Origin of the sequence: Geminocystis herdmanii PCC 6308 (assembly GCF_000332235.1) — a bacterium.
Lineage (GTDB): Bacteria > Cyanobacteriota > Cyanobacteriia > Cyanobacteriales > Cyanobacteriaceae > Geminocystis > Geminocystis herdmanii.
In genome coordinates this window covers 3,695,627-3,716,822 of the sequence record NZ_CM001775.1, presented here as the reverse complement: position 1 = coordinate 3,716,822, position 21,196 = coordinate 3,695,627, and the positions used below count along the sequence as shown (strand labels likewise).

The window sequence follows — 21,196 nt, the reverse complement described above, 5'->3', positions numbered from 1 at the left end:
AGAAATTAGGGGATTAAGAGCTTGATTTATAAATATTTATCCTCACTCCTAAAACAATATTGCCTAGAAATTTCCACAATACGACTCGATGCTTTACCATCTCCAAAGGGATTAATGGCTTCTGCCATTTGTTGATAATTAGCTTCATTGCCCAATAAATCACTAGCTGATGATAAAATTTGGCTCGATCGAGTTCCGATTAATTTAGCAGTACCAGCAGTTACAGCTTCGGGTCTTTCCGTAGTTTCTCGTAACACTAAAACAGGTTTTCCTAAACTGGGAGCTTCTTCTTGTAATCCACCCGAATCAGTTAACAATAAATAACTACGTTGAATAGCACCTACCAACTCCTCGTAATCTAACGGATCGGTTAAAAATACTCGATCGTGAGAGCCTAATTCTTTTTGTAAGGGTTCACGCACGATGGGATTACGATGTAAAGGTAATAAAATAGCAGTATCAGGAAATTGAGCCAAGATTAACTTTAAACCAGCGATGATGTCTTTTAAAGGTTCGCCCCAATTTTCCCTACGATGTACCGTCACTAATAAAACTCGATATTTTTCCCAGTCTAACCCTTCAACATCACAACGAGGATTTTTTTGTGCAACGGATAACAAGGCATCAATAACAGTATTTCCTGTCAGGTTAATTTCTCCTGTTACCCCTGATTTTTTCAAGTTTTCCACCGCCAAAGTAGTAGGGGCAAAATGTAATTGAGTGATTTGAGAAATTAAACGGCGATTCGCTTCCTCTGGAAAAGGATTGTAAATGTTATCTGTTCGTAGTCCTGCCTCCACATGACCTACGGGAATTTGTTGATAGAAGGAGGCTAAAGATGCAGAAAAAGCAGTTGTCGTATCTCCTTGACTAATCACCAAGTCTGGTTTAATCTCTGTAAAGATTTTTTCTAAACCTTGCAAACTGCGACAGGTAATATCACTTAAACTCTGTTGTTTCTGCATGATGTCTAAGTCAACAGTGGCACTCAAGTTAAATAACTTCATCACCTGACTAACCATTTCTCGATGTTGCCCCGTTAAAATTACTTTGGTGTCAAAATCTTCAGCTTCTTGAAAACACTTAATTACAGGTGCTAATTTAATAGCTTCAGGACGAGTTCCTAATGTTATACAAACAGTTTTTTTCATCAAATTCATGAGTATTAATTAACAAGTTGTTTGAAAAGTTTCTGATACCTCTAAATCCCCCTTAATAAACAGGGTTTTTTCAAAGTCGGGGCAAAATTAAAAAAAAGATTGACTTTTTGGTTATACAATCAATCATGTCCATCTTATTTTTTTGTTTATTTAAAATAAGTTATGAACATCTTATTTCAGTTTTTTCTTTTTGTCAAAGATTTTCGCTCAAAAAGAGGACAAAGATATGAACTAACTACCATTATAAGAGTTATTATGGGGCTTGAAGAAGAGGATTTTTTTCAATTTTTTTTACCCGATGATTTATTCTTTTTATGGCGGTGAAAATAAACAAGATTATATTGCTATTGATGGCAAAACTTTAAAAAGTCCGATGACTGATTATCAGGAGGAAAGTCAAAATAAATTAAAGGTTATTTCTGCTTTTATTTGTGAGGAAAACTTAATTATTGAAAAAACCCTGCTAATATAGTAACAAGTGATAAGGATTATTTTTGAGGAGTAAATAACAGTTAATTTTTTGATTTAATGTAACTATCAACAAAAGGTAATTGCCACCAAGGCACAAAAGGATATTGATGATGTTCTTGATGATAACTAAAATGATAACAGGTAATTAATGACCAAAAAAAAGGTAAATGAAGACTTTGTATCGATGATATATCATTTTTCCCCTTGCTACCATGACGATGAGGTAAAAAAGTACCAAAGAAGAATAATTGTAATGAACTTAAAATTAATGGTAATGCCCAAAAAAGCAATAAATGAAGCCAAGTAACTTTACAATAATAAACGATCGATAGCACAAGTACGGATAAACGCAATAGATGTTTAAGACTGAGATACTTTGTCATAAACTCTATATACCAACTTAAAAAAGTATAATTATCCTGATTATGGAAATCTGGATCAAGATTTGTTCCCGAAAAACGATGATGTAATAAGTGTTTTTCTTTTAAATTTTCATAGGCTAAAAAAGCATATAATATTAAAGAAATTTGTCCGATCGAATCGTTAACCTGATGATTTGAAGGGAAAATAAGATCGTGCATGGCATCATGGGCAATAATAAATAATCCTGTATTTAAAAAAGTTTGCCATAGAATTAATAGTAAAATAACCAGATAATTAAGTTTAGTTAAATCGTTAATCTGATAGGTAACAACCGTTAAAATCCACAGGGTAATAATTACCAAAGCTATCACCAAACCAAAGTAATTACCCATCATTTTTCTCTGTTTTTCCCTCAAAATTTACGATTAGGGATTGAAAATAAACACAAACTCTAGGGTAACACGATATTTTGTTCGATCGTTGTCGCAAAATCCACACCTTAAAATTAAATATTTTTTTAACAAAGGATGTTAAATTAGTTACAGAAATTTACAAATTCGGTGTTTATTATGCCTTTTACTATTGACTCAGCTCGTACAATCTTTCCTCAAACCTTAGCGGCGGATGTAGTACCAGCTACGATCGCCAGATTCACTCAATTAAGTGCCGAAGATCAACTAGCATTAATTTGGTTTGCTTACCTTGAAATGGGCAAAACTATTACGATCGCAGCTCCGGGTGCTGCTAGTATGATATTAGCGGAATCTACCCTCAACGAAATCAAAACCATGACACCTCAACAGCAATCACAGGTAATGTGTGATTTAGCTAATCGTGCAGATACCCCTATTTGTCGTACTTATGCAATTTGGTCAGCCAATATCAAACTCGGTTTTTGGTATCAGTTAGGTGAATTTATGGAAAAAGGCATCGTTGCACCCATTCCCGCAGGTTATACCCTTTCTGCTAATGCCAACTCCGTTTTAGAAGCCATCAAAAAATTAGAATCTGGACAACAAATTACCGTACTTCGTAACGCCGTAGTTGACATGGGCTACGATGTCAAAAAACTCGGAGACTATACCCCCATTGCCGAGCCCGTTACTCCTCCTCAAGAAATTTCTCAGCGTACTAAAGTTTCCATCCAAGGTGTTACCAACGCTACAGTGCTCAATTATATGGACAATTTAAACGCTAACGATTTTGACACCTTAATCGAATTATTCCTTGCCGATGGAGCATTACAACCTCCCTTCAAACGTCCCATCGTCGGTAAAGAAAATATTTTACGTTTCTTCAAAGAAGAATGTCAAAACCTGAAACTAATTCCTCAACAGGGTGTAACTGAACCAGCAGACGGCGGTTTTACTCAAATTAAAGTAACAGGAAAAGTACAAACTCCTTGGTTTGGCGGTAATGTTGGCATGGATATTGCATGGCGTTTTCTCCTCAATCCTGAAGGTAAAATCTTCTTTGTTGCTATTGACTTATTAGCATCACCCAAAGAATTATTAAACTTAATCCGTTAGTATTTTTACTTCTCTATAATAGTTTTAGCCATTAAAACTTTAATTTTTGGGAGATACCTAATAAATTAAAAGAGTTTTTCTTAACGAGAAGCTCTTTTTTTTGTTTTTTTACCAAATATATTGATATGATATAAAAATATTTAATTTTTCTTATATCCTTTTTTTATCAAATATTATGACCACAACAATCACAGAAACAGGATGGACTACTAAAGAAATAGAAATTAGCCAACGAGTTTTAAATAAAGCATATCAACGAGAAACTGAAACTTTAGTGGCTGAAGTTCGGCATAAGGTTAATAGTATGACAAATATGGAACATCTATGGCAAGTTCATGACATTTTAAGTGCAAAGCGCTATGATCTTGATGGCAAATACGATGCCAGAGAACCAATGTTGATTTTTACCTTTGCCCAACTATTAAAGGAAGGTTGGATTAGTTTAGAGGAATTAGGCGGTTTAGAATCCGCAAAATTAGCAAAAATATCTTCTTTATCTAAAATTTAATTTATTCTTCGGGGTTGAATATTATTCAACCCTAATTAATTTTAGTAAATAAAAATATTTGGTCTTTTTCATAGGTTAAATTAAAGTTATTTTTACTTTTCAAAAACTCAATTAATTTTTGTATTTCTTCTTGAGAAATATAACCTGTGGGATTGTCTAAATTAAGTAAAATATAATCATAACGATCGATCAAATCATAGTTAATATTATCAATAGCTAAACCAATAATTTCTCTATGGGTTAAATGAGGGGCAAATTGAGGAGCAGTTAATACCGAACCTTCTTTTTTAATGAGATTAATCGCTTCATTGCTCGATCGCCATGTATGGATATTTTTCAGATATAAATTATTAGGAAAAAAGTATAAATATTTTGCTAATGCCAGAAAAGCAATTAAAGACCAAATTCTAATTTTCAGGCTAGAATTAAACCAAGTTTTATGATTCGCTAAACTAGCAATTATAGCGATAATTAAAAAAGGAATTATTGGTAAAGAATATTGATGAACTAAATCTTTTTGGGGTTGATAATCTGTCAATAAATTGAGAAATAAAGTAGGAATAGCAGGAATTAAAGCTGTTAATTCTTGCCATGCCAACACTGGAATAACAGGAATAAATAATAAAAATAAATATTCAAGATTTGCTCCAGTAAATAAATAAGATAAAATAATCTGCGGTTTTAAGATTAAATTAAGGGCAATTTCTCCCACAGAATCCCCTAAAAAACTATATCTACTGACGGCAGCGGCTTCTTCTCCACTGAAGGCTGGAATAATTAATTGAGTAGCAATAATAAACCAAAAAACACCGCTAAAAATTGCGATCGAACCATAGATTTTTTTACCCTCAAACCAGATTAACCAGATACCCATCATGACGATATTTAAAGCTAATACGGCTTTACATCCTAAGATGAAAATAATTGAACCAATAAACCCATAAATCTGCTCTAATTTCACCGATAAAAGAGCCGTAAAAAATAGAGGTATGGCGATTACTTCAGGGTGAAAATCAAATAAATTAACATTAAATATAAGGGGATATAACAGATAAATTAAACAAATAGTTTTCGCTTTTCCATCAGTTAAATTCATTAATTTTGCTAGATGCCAGATAGGTATAAGCGCGATCGATAAAGTAAAAGCCTGTATAATAAATAACCAATAAATCGAAGGTAAAATAAAATAAAAAGGTGCAATTAAATATAAAATCCATGCACCATGATCCCCTAAAATATGTAACGATCGAAAACTAACATAAGGATTTTTTCCTTGAGAAATTAAGTAAATGCCATTATCAAAAATACCTAAATCAAAACCATGAGAATTAAATAAAATATGACGAATACTGCTAGATAATAATAAAATGAAAAAACTAATAATAATATAATATTTGACGGTATTAAATCTACTTAGAAAAATCAACATTTTGAGTTATTTTACCTTAATTTTATAAAATATTGAGGAACGTAAAATTTTACGTCCCCACAATGATTTTAGCTATTCAAAATTTAATTGAGATCGAAATCTAATAAATTACGAATAAAATAATTTAAGGAGAATTAACTAATAGTGTTTATGGCAGCCGTCACCCTTTGAATAACGTTATCAGGTAAAGGAATATAACCTAAATCAGTACTAAATTTTTGTCCCCCCGTTTTACTGGCACACCAAGTTAATACTTGTTTTAAGGGTGCAACAATGTTGGCGTTAGGATATTTTTTATAAGCCATAATCCAACTAAAGGATACAATGGGATAGGCTCTTTCTCCACTGGGGTCTGGTGCAAAAGCTCGTAAATTAGCAGGTAACTGAATTTGAGATAAAGATACCGCACCATTTTGTAGGGTAGCAGGAACAAATTTTCCAGCTTTATTTTGCAATTGAGCAGTTTTTAAATTATTTTTTTTGGCAAAACCAAATTCAATATAGCCGATGGCGCCATCAGTCTGCATAATGGTAGCAGTCACCCCTTCATTACCTTTTGCACCAACCCCCGTAGGCCACTGAACTGTAGTTCCTTCCCCTACTTTACTTTTCCACTCAGGGTTAACGGCGGCTAGATGTTTTGTGAATACTCCAGTAGTCCCAGACCCATCAGAACGATAAATCACTCGAATAGGCTTACTTTTCGGTGAACCTATTTGATTCCAATTAGTAATTTTACCTAAGAAAATATCTGCTAATTGTTGACGAGTCAGTTTAATCGTAGTGACATCTTTATTATTAAAAGCCAAAACTACCATTCCAGCGGTGACAGGTAAAAGCACAACCCCACGGGAAACCTTCGCAATCTCGTCATCTTTCATGGCTACATCACTAGCACCAAAGTCCACGGTATTGCCCATAAATTGTTTAATTCCCGCACCACTACCAACGGATTGATAGTTAACTTGGGTATTTTTATTAATTTTGTTGTACTCTACAAACCAACGTTGAAATAAAGGAGCCGGAAAACTAGCACCAGCACCATTAATTCTCACGGCTTGAGCAGAAGCAGACTCAAAGGGGAGTTGACTAGCGATAACACTACCCGACAAACCTGCTAATCCGTATAAAAAATCCCGTCTTCTAATGTTAAAGTCAGTCATTCGATCGATTACCTTATCAAATTATTTACAGCTTAAATTTTAAAACAATTTGTTCTTTTTTAAACATATTTAATAAGATAATATTTTATTTTTATTTTTACTAGGACAATTAGATAGATTTCTTGATTTATATGTGTTTAAGGATACTTTAAGATTAAGTTTTGATTAAGAAAAAGTTAAAAATTTATTAACTAAAAGGTGGTTTTAAGACTACCTTCATAAATTGATTATTTCAAGGTTTTTTGATGATGATTTAAAATCTGTAAGTAAAAAATCCCCCTAATTCCCTAATTCCCTAATTCCCTAACCCTAACACCCCACCCAACATTTTTACCAAGTTACTTTAAATTTGCCCTAGCATCCATTACCGCTAAAACAAAAGAGACGATCGAAAGGGGAATACTTAAGGCTAAAATAATGGTAGTATTTATTTGTCCTAGTTGGGGTACTCCTGAAGATAATTCAAAGATTGAGCCGACACAGGCGATCGCCGCTACAGAAGAAAGAAGTAGTAATAAACCACTTTTGGGAGTCATGTACATAAGTAATTTAAAATATTTTTGATTGCATTATTTACTTACGCATTTTTAGCACGATCGAGAACAATTAACAATGTTTCAATTCTTTTTTTCTTTATAGGCTTTTTCTGATTCCTCATTCCTCATTCCTCATTCCTAATTAACTTAAGTAGTTGCTTCTGCGGTTTTCGGCATATATTTAGCTCGATTTTTAGCTCGATTAGATTCTACTTCTTCCACAGGCACAAACTCGATATGATTTAATAACGTTGTGACAAAGGCAAAGAGTAAGAAAGGTAAAGATAAAACTAAGACAATGCCAACGGTAGCAAAAGCATATATTTGACGAGTGCTACTCCATAAAGCTAGAGTACTGGCAAGACTAATAAAAATAACTCCCAACCACACAATAATTTGTCCATAAATATCCCCAAAGGAAAGGGTACAAATCATTTTATATTTTTTCTCATTATCCATAATTCTTAAGATAGTCAGGTTAAAGTGATAATTCCGTTTTAGCTTAAATTTAAGGATTTAAAAAAGATTTACTGAAATAATTTACAATCTGTAAAACTTTTTATGTGTTTTTTATGAAATTATTTTTCGGGTTTTTCATAATTTCTCACGGCAGAAGCTAATTTTCTTCGCAACCTTTTGAGGATTGTTATATTATTCATGATAGAGAGAAATATCAGGAATTTTTACTTATGGATACTGAATCGATCGTAACTAACAGAGACTATACTTTAATTATTGATAAAAGTAGTAGTTTAAACAATGATAATGGCACGGGAAAAACCCTTTGGGAAATTGCACAAGAATCGACTTTTGCTTTAGCTCAAAAATGTGATGAAATTGATCCAGACGGCATTACAGTTTATCTTTATTCGGGACGTTTTAGAAGATATGATAATGTTACGGCGGAGAAAATTAGGGAAATTTACGCTTTAAATGAGCCTATGGGCAAATCTGATTTAAAAAGTGTTTTACAGGATGCCCTAAATAATTATTTTCAACGCAAGGCTGAAGGCACTGCAAAAGAAAATGGAGAAACCATGTTAATTATTACTGATGGTATTCCAGATCAACCAAAAGAGATTATTCGTTTAATTATAGACGCTACTCAAAAAATCGATCGAGATGAAGAATTAGGGATTTCTTTTATTCAAATTGGTAATGACAAAAAAGCAACAGAATATTTTAAAGCCTTAGATGATTTATTAGAGGACGCTGGGGCGAAATTTGATATAGTTGATACTATTACTATGGATGACATGGCACAAATGAGTTTAACTCAAGTGTTATTAAATGCCATTATTGACTAAATCAATTAACCATTAACAATTTTGTACTCTAATTCCCTAATCTCCTAATCTCCTAATCTCCTAATCCCCTAATTCCCTAATTCCCTAATTCCCTAACCAAAATACTAATCAGACAATCCCTAAATTTAATGAAATCGATCGTTATTTTTGATATAGACGGAGTAATTCGAGATGTAACCAATTCTTATCGTAGAGCATTAGCGGATACTGTAGAACATTTTACCAATAATTTTTATCGTCCGACTATGGAAGATATAGATAATCTGAAAGCAGAAGGTATCTGGAATAATGATTGGGAATGCTCTCAAGAATTGATTTATCGTTACTATGAAAGTCAAGGTAAGTTAAGAAGCGAAATTAGTTATACTTATCCAGAAATTGTTAATTTTTTTCAACGACTTTATCGGGGTAGTCAGCTTGATCAACCTGAAACATGGGAAGGTTATATTACTACTGAGCCTTTATTGGTCGATCGAGCCTATTTCGACACTTTAACAAATAATAACTTAGCATGGGGTTTTTTTAGTGGTGCAACGAAAGGTTCAGCCGAATATATCTTAAAACACCGTTTAGGGTTAGAGAATCCGATTTTAGTGGCAATGGAAGACGCACCGGGAAAACCTGATCCTACGGGGTTATTTTTAGCCCTAGAATTAATAGAACAAAAATTCTCCTTACCTGAATTATTACCAGTAGTATATTTAGGGGATACCGTTGCGGATATAACCACGATTACCAATGCTAAAAACATTAAACCTCAAAGACAGTGGAGTTCGATCGGAGTTTTACCCCCCCATGTGCAAAATGATGAAATTCTCCGTCAAAACTATACGAATCAATTATTGAAAGTCGGAGCTGATCGGGTTGTTACAAAAGTAACAGACTTTGTTAATCTTTAACGGTAGCTTGGGTTTCGTATCCTCAAGCCAAAAAAAACTGTGATATTTTTCACCAATAAACCGCTTTGTAATAAATTGACAAAGCTAACAGCGAAAATCTGCTAAAGCGATTTAACCGACTTATAATTATCAATAATTAACTTAATACCCAAAGCCACTAAACCGACTGTCACCATGACAAAAAGAAAGGTTGCCATAGTGGTAATACCCATAATTAATGTTCTCACGGTGGAGGCGATACTCATTGCCATTTGATTATTAAATTTTATGGGCATGGTGCTATAAGTCAAAATCACTGATTTTGTCAACAAATAAGCCGCAACAGCTAATCCCGCAGAAATGGAAGCCCCCGTAAAACAACGAAAAGGGGTTATTTTCTCTTGATTTTCCTCTTGAGGTTCGATCGATCGATCATTAGTATCAGTCATAATTATAAAATAATTGGTAATGGATAATTGATAATTGAGAAGTTAATTAATAACCCACCGTGTAATGAATTACACGGCTAACAATTTTACGTTCAATAAATTGAACTCTAAATTCTTGAAGAGGGGCAACATTGTTAATTGTTAATTGTTAATTATTTTCTAGCTTCTTTCTTCGATCGGAATATATACTTGATTATGTTCACCTATATAAACTTGAGTAGGGCGGAAAATACGATTAACTGCTAATTGTTCCTTCCAATGCGCTAACCAACCAGCAACCCTAGAAATGGCGAACATCGGAGTAAATAAATCAGACTTAATACCTAGCTTACGATAGACTAAACCAGAATAAAAGTCCACGTTAGCATAAATACCTTTCTCCCCTAAATATTCCCCGACAACTTTTTCCACTTCTAAAGCAATCTCATAGTAATCATCATAGCCCGTTAGTTCAAATAGACGCTCTGCTAACTGTTGTAATATTTTAGCACGGGGGTCTTTTACTTTATACACCCGATGACCAAAACCCATAATTTTCTTTTTATGTTTAATACAATCTTCAATATAAGGGCGAACATTCTCGATCGTACCGATTTGCTCCAACATGGTCAAAACTTCCTCATTCGCGCCACCATGTAAAGGACCGGCTAATGTACCTACAGCTGAAGCAACTACGGCATAAGGATCAGTTAAAGTAGATGCTGTCACCATAGCGGAAAAAGTAGAAGCATTCATAGTATGTTCAGCATGAAGCATTAAACATACATCAAAAATTCTTGCTTCTAAAGGCTCAGGCTCTTTTTCCGTTAACATATAAAGAAAATTAGCAGAATAGTTTAAATGTTCGCTGGGTTTAATGGGATCATTTCCGTTGCGCATTTGAGCGAATGCCGCCACCATGGTGGGAATTTTCGCTAATAATCTAATGACTGCATCTCTAATATATTCTTCTTTGGCTAAGGCACGACGAGAATAAAATAACCCTAAAGCTGCGGCGGATGTTTGTAGTGCATCCATAGGATGTCCACTTTCAGGAAAACATTTCATCATATCTCGAATATGATATTTAATGCGTCTATGACGAGTGACTTCATCTTGAAAGGTGGCTAATTCTTCTTTGGTGGGTAATTTACCCCAAATTAATAAGTAAGCTGTTTCTAAAAATGTACTTTTTTGGGCTAATTCTTCAATATTTATACCTCGATATTCTAAAATCCCGTTTTTACCATCGACAAAACTAATGCTGGATTGGGCGACGGGGATTCCTTCTAAACCGGGTTGATATTGACAGGCGGGTTGTGTCATTTTGATTCCTCTACGATCGAATTATAATATTAATTAAAAATAAGTACTCTTTTAGGTTAATTGTCTATTGTCAGTATGATTAGGCTATGTTCTATTTTATTCAACCTATTACTAAAGGTAAGAGTGCTGTTCATTCAATATACAATTAATTTGCTCAGTTGCTATTAGTAAATGGAGAATGGAAAATTGAGAATGGAGAATTACTAAAGATTTGAAACAAATAAAAAATTCAGACGGTGAATTTTGATACAATTACCATTATTAACAAACTAAAATTAATAAAATTATGAATAAAACTGTTGCTGAGGTGATGACACCTAATCCTATTACTGTTACACCTCAAACTCCTTTAAAAGAAGCTATTAGTATTTTAGTTGAAAATAAAATCAGTGGATTACCTGTTATTAATGAAACAGGAAACTTGCTGGGGATAATTTCTGAAACTGATTTAATGTGGCAAGAAACAGGAGTTGAACCACCACCTTATATCATGATTTTAGATAGCATTATTTATTTACAAAATTTGAATCGTTACGAAAAAGAGATACATAAAGCATTAGGGCAAACCGTAGGAGAGGTGATGAATGATAAAATAATCACGATCGAACCTACTGAATCAGTGAAAAAAGCGGCTCAATTACTCCATGATAAACCAGTGCGCCGTCTTCCTGTGGTCAATGATGATGGCAAAATAATCGGTATTATAACTCAAGGTGATATTCTCCGAGCTATGGCAATGGATTAATTGTGAATGAAGAATTAAGAATTAAGAATTAAGAATTAAGAATTAAGAATTAAGAATTAAGAATTAAGAATTAAGAATGCAGAATTGAGAAACAATACTTATTCACTAGACTCTATTCACTTATTGAAAATTAACTAAATTATGACGATTACACCTGAATCAGTAAACGCATTGATACATTCGGAGAATTTTGGTGAGCGCATTCGAGGGATTAATGAATTAAGACAGTTAGACAAAGAAACTGCCTATGAATTATTAATTTCCATAATTAGTGATCCTAATGTAAGAGTGCGTTATGCAGCGATTTCTCAACTAGACACCCTTGGAGATTTTAATCTTGAAAAATCCTTAGAAGTTTTATTAGACACCCTTTATAATGACTCTGAGTCGGATGTTCGAGCGGCGGCGGCGGATGCGATCGCAGGGTTAAAAATAACGAAGGCTTTTCCCGACTTGAAAAAAGTCTATTATGAGACAGAAGACTGGTTAATTCAATTTAGTATTGTTTCAGCTTTGGGAGAATTAGGACATCCCGAAGGCTTTGATTTACTTCAAGATGCTTTAAATTCTGATAATGAATTGCTCAAAACCTCTGCTATCGGTGCTTTAGGGGAGTTAGGGGACGATCGAGCCATCGATTTATTAATACCTTTTGCCAATAATGATGACTGGCAAATTCGTCATCGAGTCGCCCAAGCATTAGGCAGATTTGGAGGGGAAAAAGCGCGAGAAGTTTTAACAATTCTTGCGGAAGATAAATCTGTAGCGGTATCCGAAGAAGCAAAACACTATCTGCTTAATTAGAGGTTGATGAAGATAGGAGTTAGGAGTTAGGAGACAGGAGATAGGAGAAATACGGAAAAATAAAGGTTTTTAGATTGTACATGATATAAAAGAAATTTAAAATAAATAATTCCTCTCATGGCAATAATATTTTTTCAGTTTTATGATAAAATCATAGATAAAATATCTTTTCGGAAGAAGTCAAGTATAAATTCTTAAAAATAGCTTAAAAATCTGTTGCAATAATGGTAAATACGATGACAATGATCATAAACGATCGTATTTGAGGATAAAAATTATGGCTACAGATAAAGTTCATGACATCATGCGGTATAACTATAATCCTCTGGATTTTATGTTTGCACCGAAATCCGTTGCCTTGATTGGTGCATCGGAAAAAGAAAATAGTGTGGGGCGCACTTTATTATGGAATTTGATTAGTCATCCCTTTGGGGGTACGGTTTACCCCATTAATCCTAAACGAAACAATGTCTTAGGCATTAGGGCTTATTCTAGTATAAGAGAATTACCTGAGTCGATCGATCTGGCGGTGATTGCCATTCCTGCTGTGGGTGTGCCGAATGTAATTAGGGAATGCGTAGAAGCTGGTGTTAAAGGTGCAATTATTATTTCCGCAGGATTTAAGGAAATTGGGGCGGAAGGGGTTAAATTAGAACAAGAAATCTTAGAATTAGCTCGTAAGGGCAATTTACGCATTATAGGTCCAAATTGCTTGGGTTTAATGTGTCCTCCTACGGGATTAAATGCTAGTTTTGCTAGTACAAGCGCTCGATCGGGCAATGTGGCTTTTATTAGTCAAAGTGGTGCTTTTTGTACTTCTATCCTTGATTGGAGTATCAAAGAAAATCTAGGTTTTAGCGGTTTTATCTCCGTTGGCTCGATGTTGGATGTTAATTGGGGTGATTTGATCTATTATTTTGGTGATGATCCTTTAACTAAAAGTATTGTTATCTATATGGAATCGATCAGTAATGCTCGATCGTTCATTTCTGCCGCTAGGGAAGTCGCCTTATCAAAACCCATTATCGTCATCAAAGGAGGGCGCACAGAAGAAGCCGCCAAAGCCGCCGCCTCTCACACTGGGGCATTGAGTAGCAGTGATAAAGTCTTAGCCGCCGCTTTTCGTCGCTGTGGGGTTTTACAAGTGGATACCATTAAAGAAGTGTTTAACATGGCGGATTTATTAGCAAAACAACCGCGCCCGAAAGGAAGACGTTTAACCATTTTAACCAATGCAGGAGGACCGGGAGTATTAGCCACCGATGCGCTAACATGGGGTAAAGGAGAATTGGCTTCTTTGAGTGACAGTACGATCGAAGAATTAAACAAGATTTTGCCTAGTCATTGGAGTCACAGTAACCCTGTGGACATTTTGGGAGATGCCCCCCCTCAACGGTATGCTCAAGCCTTAGAAATTACTGCCAAAGATGAAAATAGTGACGGATTATTAGTTATTTTAACTCCCCAAGACATGACTGATCCCACTAAAACCGCCGAAGAATTAACCAAAATTACCAGCAAAATTAGTCATAAACCAGTATTAGCTAGTTGGATGGGAGGAAGTGGTGTTGCCACAGGAGTCGAAATCCTGAATCGTGCCAATATTTATACTCAACCCTACCCTGATGATGCTTCTCGTTTATTTAATTTGATGTGGCGTTATAGCTATAACTTACGGGGATTGTATGAAATTCCTAGTTTTGCTCAATCTGATAACTTCATTGATAAGGATTTAGCTGATAACATTATCACCCATGCGCATCAAACTAACCGCACTTTATTAACGGAATATGAATCTAAGCAGTTGTTACAGGCTTATGGTATCCCTACCGTCACCACCCAAATTGCTGAAACGGTGGAAAGTTCGATCGAATCTGCCAAAAAAATAGGTTATCCTGTGGTGATGAAACTCCATTCTGAGACAATCACCCATAAAACTGATGTCGGTGGGGTGAGGTTAAATTTAACCAGTGAAGAAGATATTAAACAAGCCTTTGAGGCAATTCAACAAGGTGTTAGTGATAGTGACTTTTTAGGAGTAACTATTCAACCGATGATTAACTTAGAAGGCTATGAATTAATCTTAGGTAGTACGATCGATCCGCAGTTCGGGCCCGTATTACTATTTGGTACAGGGGGGCAATTAGTAGAAGTGTATCAAGATCAATCCATGGGGCTTCCTCCTTTAAATAGTACCCTCGCACGACGATTAATGGAGCAAACCAAGATTTATACGGCTTTACAAGGAGTTAGAGGACGAAAACCCGTTAATTTAGCTCAATTAGAACAAATTTTGGTGTTATTTAGTCAATTAGTCATCGAGCAACCCTTAATCAAGGAAATCGACATCAATCCCCTAGTTGCCGGAGAATACAACCTTATCGCTTTAGATGCAAGGGTGTTATTATACGAGCCTAACACAGATAAAAAGGATATTGTACCTCCTGCTATTCGTCCTTATCCTTCTCAATATATCTCGAAAATCACCTTAAAAGATGGTAAACTGCTCAAAATTCGTCCTATTCGCCCTGAAGATGAACCGCAAGTCGTAACTTTTTGTAAGGAGTTATCAGAACAAAGTGTTTACCTACGGTTTTTTCACTCTATCAGCTATCAATCCTTGATTTCCCATGAAAGATTAACTCGTATCTGCTTTGTGGATTATGATCAAGAAATTGCTTTAGTTGCCAGTTATCGTAATCCTGACACTGACGAAAAACAAATCCTTGCGATCGCACGTCTGAGTAGAGTACACGGGAATACAGAACAAGCAGAATTAGGCTTATTAGTGAAAGACAGCTATCAAAAACAAGGATTAGGGACACTTTTAGGGCAAGATTTGCTTAAAATAGCTAAAAAAGAAGGAATTAAGACAATTATTGCGGAAATACTGCCTGATAATATCGGAATGCAGAATTTATGCCGAAAATTAGGCTTTACTTTAGAGAAAACTGCCGATTTAGTCACAGCGATTTATTCCCATTAATTAGGAGCTTTTAACTGTTAACTAATAGTTTATTATAGTTGTTTATACCTACTCACGGGATAAAGGTTGACATTTTTTTTAAAATATGTTAGCTTTTAATGAAGTCGATAACCAAGACTGTTAAAACTATTTAATTTAAAGATTAAATTAAATAAAAATTAGTTATTATTCAAGATTAATCAATTAATTAGAATAATAAAAGTAGGGTGGGTTACACCCGAATCAACGCTTGTGGACAGTATCAAGCCGACTTGACTGGTAGAAGCAAGAAGTAAACGTCATAGGTAACTATGAGTAAGTTTTATATAACAGTTGTCTCATCAAAATACGATAGAGGAATTTGGTGGGCATTGCCCACCCTACATAGATAGCGTCTCGCCTAAAAGCTAAAACCTTTTTTACTTTTACGAGTAGATTTTTTCTTCACTTCTCCTGTTTTTATCCATTCTAAATGTTGGTTTAATAAGTCTTGAAGATTATAATTTTTGACGATCGTCTCTCTAGCTTTCTCTCGAATTTTTGTCATCATATCAGGATTATCTAAGGCATATTCTACTCGATCGGCGATAATTTCTGGGGAGAAAAATGGCACTAATAAACCATTATAATTATCTTGAATTAACTCTTTGACGGGAGGCGTATCTGAGGCAACTAAAACACAACCGGTGGACATAGTTTCTAACATTGACCATGATAAAACAAAAGGACGAGTTAAATAAATATGGGCAGAGGAATTTTGAATCACCGTGAGGTATTCATCATAAGCGAGTAATCCTGTAAAATGGACTCGACTTAAATCAAGGGGAAATTTTTGTAACATTAAATCTTTATAATTTTGTCCGTCTGGTAATTGTTTACCATAGGCAACTCTATTTTGACCGACGATGATAAAATGAGTATTCGGACGACGTTTTTGTAAAATGCTGATAGTCTCAATTAACTGTGGAAATCCTCGATAGGGTTCCATTCCTCTACCTAAATAGGTTACAATTTCTGAAGCGTTACTTAAATCTAGGTTAATTCGGGGAAGTACTAATTTTTTGTCTGGATTTGGTTTAAAATATTCTGTATCGACTCCATCATGTAAGACGGTTATTTTCGATCGAAGTTCAGGAGGAAATTGCTGTTGTTGCCATTTTGTCGGCGATAAACCTCGATCGCAACTGTACAAATCAATTAAAATAGGAGCATTCTTTACCCTAATCCTCGCTTCATCATCGGCAGAAAGAGGATCACTGGGATCGAAATCTGCATCACTACCATGAGCATTATAAAACCACTCAAAATAACATAAAAATTTCGCCCGAGGAAAAATATCTTTAATAAATAAAGTTGGCCCCCAACCCGAATGACCATATACAATATCAGGATAGAAACCCTGTTTTTTTAATTCTGTGGCTACACGATATAAACCTTGACCTTGTAATACAGCATTCTCTAAAGTTCTAACGTAGTGATGAGTTTCTGGTCTTGCTTCTCTGGATACCTCATAAATTATCTTCTTAACTCCCTCTATTTGCCCTTCCTCACGCTTTGTGGCAAACATTACCTCAAATTTGGGGTCTTTCCCTAAAACCATCGCTAAATGACGAAATTGTGCAGGAAAATTGGGATGAATAAATAAGACTCTAGTTTTTTCTTGTACCATGACAATAATGAAGTATCAGCAATTAATTATCATAGCAATTTTGAGAATTTTTCCAAAATTTATTTTTTCTCTGTTTGTAGTGAGGGTTTTAACCCTTATTCGATTATACTCATCAAGGTTATAATCTGATGTTGCAAAATGTACAGTTGCCTTTTGCCTACTTGCCTTTTGCCTACCTTCACCAAACTCAAGTTATACCCTCGCCAAGTATACATTATAATTTGAGCAATAATTCGTGATATTGCTCTAAATCTTGGGGAGATAACGGCTCGATAAAATCACTTTTAGCAAAGATTTCCTCGGACATTCTGGGAATTTTCGGATTAGTTTTTCCCGATAATTTTAAGGGTGATATTCCATTGGTAAATAAGTTAATTTGTTTTCCTGATGCTGTATCCCAACAAAAGTTGATTAACTCTGATATTCTCTTTAATTTGTCTTCTTCATTCTTATCTTGTTTTGGTTTTACCCACACATCCGCCCATAATGCTGTACCCGATCGAGCTATAATGCCTTTTATGTTCGATCGAGTTGCTAAAACTGGTAATATATCGGCTGACCAACCTACTGCTAACCATGTGTCACCCATAATCAAAGGCTGTAAATAGTTAGTGGAATCATAAAATTTGACTTGTTGATGTAAACTTTTTAACTCTTTGGCAACTTCAGGCATCGAATTAATATCTTGAGTATTGTAAGAATGTCCTAATTTTTTTAAGATTAATCCGATAATCTCTCTCGGTTGATTCAGTAAAGATATACGCCCTTGCAGTTGCGATCGCCATAAATCTTGCCAATCCTGCGGTTGCCATCCCAACTCCTCAAATTTATCTTGACGATAGGCAATCATGGTATATCCCCAACGGTAAGGAGCACCCCATAACTGTCCATTTTCTGTTAATTTTCCTTGATTATCCCTGTTTACTAACTGTTGAAAGCGAGGGGGAATATTTTGCCAATTACTGAACTTATCTAATTCTAAAGGTTCGATGGAATTTTTACTAATGGCATCTTTTAACCAATAATGTCCTAACGTCATTAAATCGGAGGGAGTATTCTTTTTATCTTTTTCTTCTTCTTCTTTGATCAATAATTTATATATATCTTCGATCGAACTTTGAGGTTTAAAATTAATTTTCCCCAATCCCTGTTTTTGTAAAGAGGCAATTAATTGTATTGGAAGTGAGCCTTGCAGTAACGCTACTTGTAAATCATATTGGTTTTCACAACTTGACAACATAGACGCAACACTTAAACTACTGAGAGTCCATAAAAACGATCGACGATTCATAAATAATTCGGGTTTATTAGACTTCGGCAAGAAGTCGAGTAATGAGTAATAAGAAATTTCTGTTTTCCACTCTAAAATAGATTTTACTTTTTATTTTGCACTCGTGTCTATGGAAAATGTTAATTTCTGAAACTAACAAATAATACTCATAAATATTTTACTTACTACTTCTCATCTCTAATGCACCTTTGGGATAAGAAATTCTTTGATGGTTGAATTGTTGCCAAACGTTAACAAAAACCTCTGCAACGATCGGTAATTCTTCGTATTTAATACCGCTATCATCTAATTGATGATCTCGCCAACGAGCTTTAAAAATCTTGTTAACCATTGCCATAGCTTGATCTGGGGTAGCATCCTTGAGCGATCGAAGAGCCGCTTCACAACCATCTGCCAACATCACAATAGCCGTTTCTCTGGTTTGAGGAATAGGACCATCATAACGGAAAATCGTTTCATCGATGTCCTGAAGATTTTTTCCCTCCCCTTCAGCTTGAGTTTTGGCTTGATAGTAAAAGTATGAGATTAACAAAGTACCCTGATGTTGAGGTATAAAGTCAATAATAGCTTGAGGTAAACCACATTTTTTCGCCATCACAATGCCTTCGCTAACGTGTTTTTTGATAATATTAGCACTTTCATAGGGATCATTAATCATATCATGTTTATTCGGTCCTCCCATCTGATTTTCGATAAAACCGAAAGGATCGTGCATTTTTCCTATATCATGGTAAAGTGTCCCAGCTCTGATTAATTCAATATTACAGTGAAGTTGACGAGCCGCCGCTTCCGCTAAACTAGCCACAAACATTGTATGTTGAAACGTACCCGGTGCTTCCGTTGCTAATCTTTTTAATAATGGGCGATTAGTATTAGATAATTCCGCTAAACGTATAGGGGTAATCAGATCAAAAAATCTTTCTAAATAAGGAGAAATACCCAAAGCTAAGATACTATAAGTCAAGCCTACCGTACCATGCCAAATAGCTGGAGGTAAAAGAGTGTACCAAACTGTACCCGTTGCCGCCGTACTAATTAACTGCACAATAAAAAAAGTACTTCCTTGAGTTAATCCTACCCCCGCACCAAGTAAAGCTAATTCTTCCCTTGAATGAAGACGACTTGCCATGAAAGAAGCTAATATTCCCCCAGCAAAGGAAGAAATCAAATATTCCCACCCAATCATTTCTATTTGAAATAGGGTTAATCCTGTCATCAGGGTAACATTAGTTAAGGCTAAACTAGGTCCATAAAAACTACTTACTAAAAATCCCAAGGCGGGTAAAGAGTTGTAACCCACATCAAAGATACTAATTATTGGCACTGAAAGGCTTAATAACCATAATAATACTTGATCTCGTCTCCTCAGTTTTCCTTTTATCTTATTGGCGATCGACATAAAAGAAAATACAGATATAGTGACCAGAACAGATGAACCAGCGACTCCCGTCCAATTAATACTGCGACGACTCAAATTAAAGTTATCTAATAAAACAAAATCCGTTTGAGTAATTTTTTCTCCTGCATCCACAATGACTTCATTTTTGCGCACAGATACCACTACGGGTTGTATGGCTAAAGCCGCTCTTTCTCCTCTTATTTTTGTCTCTTCTTCATCAATAGTTAGATTAGAGTCAAGATTTTTTGAAAGTAAATCTATAGCAAGATTTTTCACTTCTGGTGATACATTATTCTCAAGGTGAATTTGTAAAGTACGATATTTTATTTCTTCTGGTAATCCGGGAGAAATTCCTTGAGTCAGAATTTTTTTAGAAGTATCTTCCATAGCAATCTTGGTTTTCTGCCAAGTTTGGGAATCTACATTTAAGAGAATTTTGATGTCATCATCTGTTAAATGATGTATATTTTGTTGCTTAAATTCTTTCAGAGAATTTTGATACTGATGGCGATATTGCTGTAATGTAGTGAAAGTTTGTTGAAACTCATCATTATTAACTTTTTGTTTATAAGCTAACAATGGTTTAATTTCTGGATTTTCTGACAAGGATGAGGGGGAGTTATTTATATCCGTGATCATTTGTTCCCATTCTGAAGTAGAAATAGAATATAAATATTTTTGAGTAGCTAAAGGAAGAATATTTTGATTAATGACGGGAATTTCATTAATTAAACGACGCAGAGTGTCAATTTCTTCTAACTTACGGTTAATTCTGTTACGAATAGTTTGAGTTAAAGTAATATCCTGTTGTAAAACAGGCAATAAACCACTACGAGTTTTTCGACGCAATTCTTCGGTGGTTTTTTCGTCTAAAAAATCTCCATCGGCGGGTGCAATAATTTTTGTAGGGGAAATTGTGCCAACGGCTAATTCTGGCTGATTATAGAAACGATAACTAACTAATCCTGTAATGGTAGAAATGGACAATAACACCATCACTGGAGAATGAATTTTACATATCCATTGAAATATCAATGGCTTATTTTTGTCGATCGAGGAAGAAGAATTTTTTACCTTAGAATTGTTAATAACATTGTCTGGAGAAGGTTTGTTTTGCCATTGGTTAAAATGGTGACGAATGGACTGTAAGGTTTTCATAGTATTGAAATTTGACCATAAAGACAAATTGATTTGGTTAGGATGTTAGGGTTTTAGGAGACTAGAG

The 21,196-nt window shown here is 34.8% G+C and carries 19 protein-coding genes; 8 read left to right on the top strand and 11 right to left on the bottom strand.

Going from position 1 to position 21,196, the window contains the following annotated elements:
• Nucleotides 1-26: 26 nt before the first annotated feature.
• On the bottom strand, nucleotides 27-1,151 hold the full coding sequence (gene wecB / locus SYN6308_RS18550) for a non-hydrolyzing UDP-N-acetylglucosamine 2-epimerase (RefSeq protein ID WP_017295952.1): 1,125 nt from the start codon (nucleotides 1,149-1,151) through the stop codon (nucleotides 27-29).
• 307 nt (nucleotides 1,152-1,458) lie between these two features.
• Between wecB and SYN6308_RS25015 the strand changes: the two genes are divergently transcribed.
• On the top strand, nucleotides 1,459-1,632 hold the full coding sequence (locus tag SYN6308_RS25015; protein ID WP_017295951.1) for a hypothetical protein: 174 nt from the start codon (nucleotides 1,459-1,461) through the stop codon (nucleotides 1,630-1,632).
• A gap of 40 nt (nucleotides 1,633-1,672) precedes the next feature.
• On the opposite strand, the gene SYN6308_RS18540 is transcribed toward SYN6308_RS25015, so the two are convergent.
• Nucleotides 1,673-2,389 (bottom strand): fatty acid desaturase, encoded by a 717-nt coding sequence (locus tag SYN6308_RS18540; RefSeq protein WP_144051471.1) that lies wholly within the window; start codon nucleotides 2,387-2,389, stop codon nucleotides 1,673-1,675.
• Nucleotides 2,390-2,563: 174 nt separating this feature from the next.
• On the opposite strand from SYN6308_RS18540, the gene SYN6308_RS18535 reads away from it, so the two are divergent.
• Together SYN6308_RS18535 and SYN6308_RS18530 are read left to right on the top strand one after the other, a co-directional pair.
• A complete protein-coding gene (locus tag SYN6308_RS18535; protein ID WP_017295949.1) occupies nucleotides 2,564-3,523 on the top strand; it encodes an orange carotenoid-binding protein in 960 nt (319 codons plus the stop codon).
• 175 nt (nucleotides 3,524-3,698) lie between these two features.
• Nucleotides 3,699-4,031 (top strand): hypothetical protein, encoded by a 333-nt coding sequence (locus SYN6308_RS18530; protein ID WP_017295948.1) that lies wholly within the window; start codon nucleotides 3,699-3,701, stop codon nucleotides 4,029-4,031.
• A 31-nt stretch (nucleotides 4,032-4,062) separates the two neighbouring features.
• Here SYN6308_RS18530 and SYN6308_RS18525 read toward each other — a convergent pair whose 3' ends face one another.
• The 4 genes from SYN6308_RS18525 to SYN6308_RS18510 form a co-directional block, all read right to left on the bottom strand.
• Nucleotides 4,063-5,460 (bottom strand): DUF2079 domain-containing protein, encoded by a 1,398-nt coding sequence (locus SYN6308_RS18525; protein WP_017295947.1) that lies wholly within the window; start codon nucleotides 5,458-5,460, stop codon nucleotides 4,063-4,065.
• Nucleotides 5,461-5,594: 134 nt separating this feature from the next.
• On the bottom strand, nucleotides 5,595-6,623 hold the full coding sequence (gene pstS / locus SYN6308_RS18520; RefSeq protein WP_017295946.1) for a phosphate ABC transporter substrate-binding protein PstS: 1,029 nt from the start codon (nucleotides 6,621-6,623) through the stop codon (nucleotides 5,595-5,597).
• A gap of 338 nt (nucleotides 6,624-6,961) precedes the next feature.
• Nucleotides 6,962-7,159 carry a hypothetical protein gene (locus SYN6308_RS18515; protein ID WP_017295945.1) on the bottom strand — a complete coding sequence of 66 codons (198 nt, stop codon included), beginning with the start codon at nucleotides 7,157-7,159 and terminating at the stop codon, nucleotides 6,962-6,964.
• 147 nt (nucleotides 7,160-7,306) lie between these two features.
• Entirely contained in the window at nucleotides 7,307-7,618 is a 312-nt protein-coding gene (locus tag SYN6308_RS18510) for a hypothetical protein (RefSeq protein WP_017295944.1), read from the bottom strand.
• A gap of 230 nt (nucleotides 7,619-7,848) precedes the next feature.
• On the opposite strand from SYN6308_RS18510, the gene SYN6308_RS18505 reads away from it, so the two are divergent.
• Both SYN6308_RS18505 and SYN6308_RS18500 read left to right on the top strand, forming a co-directional pair.
• Complete coding sequence (locus tag SYN6308_RS18505) at nucleotides 7,849-8,466, top strand: hypothetical protein (RefSeq protein ID WP_017295943.1); 618 nt, start codon at nucleotides 7,849-7,851, stop codon at nucleotides 8,464-8,466.
• A gap of 128 nt (nucleotides 8,467-8,594) precedes the next feature.
• Nucleotides 8,595-9,365: a TIGR01548 family HAD-type hydrolase gene (locus SYN6308_RS18500; protein WP_017295942.1), complete on the top strand. Its 771-nt coding sequence runs from the start codon at nucleotides 8,595-8,597 to the stop codon at nucleotides 9,363-9,365.
• Nucleotides 9,366-9,466: 101 nt separating this feature from the next.
• Here the strand turns inward: SYN6308_RS18500 and SYN6308_RS18495 are convergent, their stop codons facing one another.
• Both SYN6308_RS18495 and SYN6308_RS18490 read right to left on the bottom strand, forming a co-directional pair.
• Nucleotides 9,467-9,793: a DUF3082 domain-containing protein gene (locus tag SYN6308_RS18495; RefSeq protein WP_017295941.1), complete on the bottom strand. Its 327-nt coding sequence runs from the start codon at nucleotides 9,791-9,793 to the stop codon at nucleotides 9,467-9,469.
• Nucleotides 9,794-9,952: 159 nt separating this feature from the next.
• Nucleotides 9,953-11,098: a citrate synthase gene (locus SYN6308_RS18490; RefSeq protein WP_017295940.1), complete on the bottom strand. Its 1,146-nt coding sequence runs from the start codon at nucleotides 11,096-11,098 to the stop codon at nucleotides 9,953-9,955.
• Nucleotides 11,099-11,384: 286 nt separating this feature from the next.
• Between SYN6308_RS18490 and SYN6308_RS18485 the strand changes: the two genes are divergently transcribed.
• From SYN6308_RS18485 to SYN6308_RS18475, 3 genes are all read left to right on the top strand, one after another.
• On the top strand, nucleotides 11,385-11,843 hold the full coding sequence (locus SYN6308_RS18485) for a CBS domain-containing protein (protein WP_017295939.1): 459 nt from the start codon (nucleotides 11,385-11,387) through the stop codon (nucleotides 11,841-11,843).
• A gap of 141 nt (nucleotides 11,844-11,984) precedes the next feature.
• Nucleotides 11,985-12,647, top strand: coding sequence for a phycobilisome degradation protein NblB (gene nblB / locus SYN6308_RS18480; RefSeq protein WP_017295938.1), 663 nt, complete (start codon nucleotides 11,985-11,987; stop codon nucleotides 12,645-12,647).
• Nucleotides 12,648-12,924: 277 nt separating this feature from the next.
• On the top strand, nucleotides 12,925-15,633 hold the full coding sequence (locus tag SYN6308_RS18475; RefSeq protein WP_017295937.1) for a bifunctional acetate--CoA ligase family protein/GNAT family N-acetyltransferase: 2,709 nt from the start codon (nucleotides 12,925-12,927) through the stop codon (nucleotides 15,631-15,633).
• 379 nt (nucleotides 15,634-16,012) lie between these two features.
• On the opposite strand, the gene SYN6308_RS18470 is transcribed toward SYN6308_RS18475, so the two are convergent.
• The 3 genes from SYN6308_RS18470 to SYN6308_RS18460 form a co-directional block, all read right to left on the bottom strand.
• The gene (locus SYN6308_RS18470; protein WP_017295936.1) at nucleotides 16,013-17,281 is read right to left on the bottom strand and encodes a glycosyltransferase family 4 protein; all 1,269 of its coding nucleotides are present in this window, start codon (nucleotides 17,279-17,281) and stop codon (nucleotides 16,013-16,015) included.
• Between the two features lie 214 nt (nucleotides 17,282-17,495).
• Nucleotides 17,496-18,572: an extracellular solute-binding protein gene (locus SYN6308_RS18465; RefSeq protein ID WP_026102156.1), complete on the bottom strand. Its 1,077-nt coding sequence runs from the start codon at nucleotides 18,570-18,572 to the stop codon at nucleotides 17,496-17,498.
• A 157-nt stretch (nucleotides 18,573-18,729) separates the two neighbouring features.
• Nucleotides 18,730-21,129 carry an HD family phosphohydrolase gene (locus SYN6308_RS18460; protein ID WP_017295934.1) on the bottom strand — a complete coding sequence of 800 codons (2,400 nt, stop codon included), beginning with the start codon at nucleotides 21,127-21,129 and terminating at the stop codon, nucleotides 18,730-18,732.
• Between the last annotated feature and the right edge of the window lie 67 nt (nucleotides 21,130-21,196).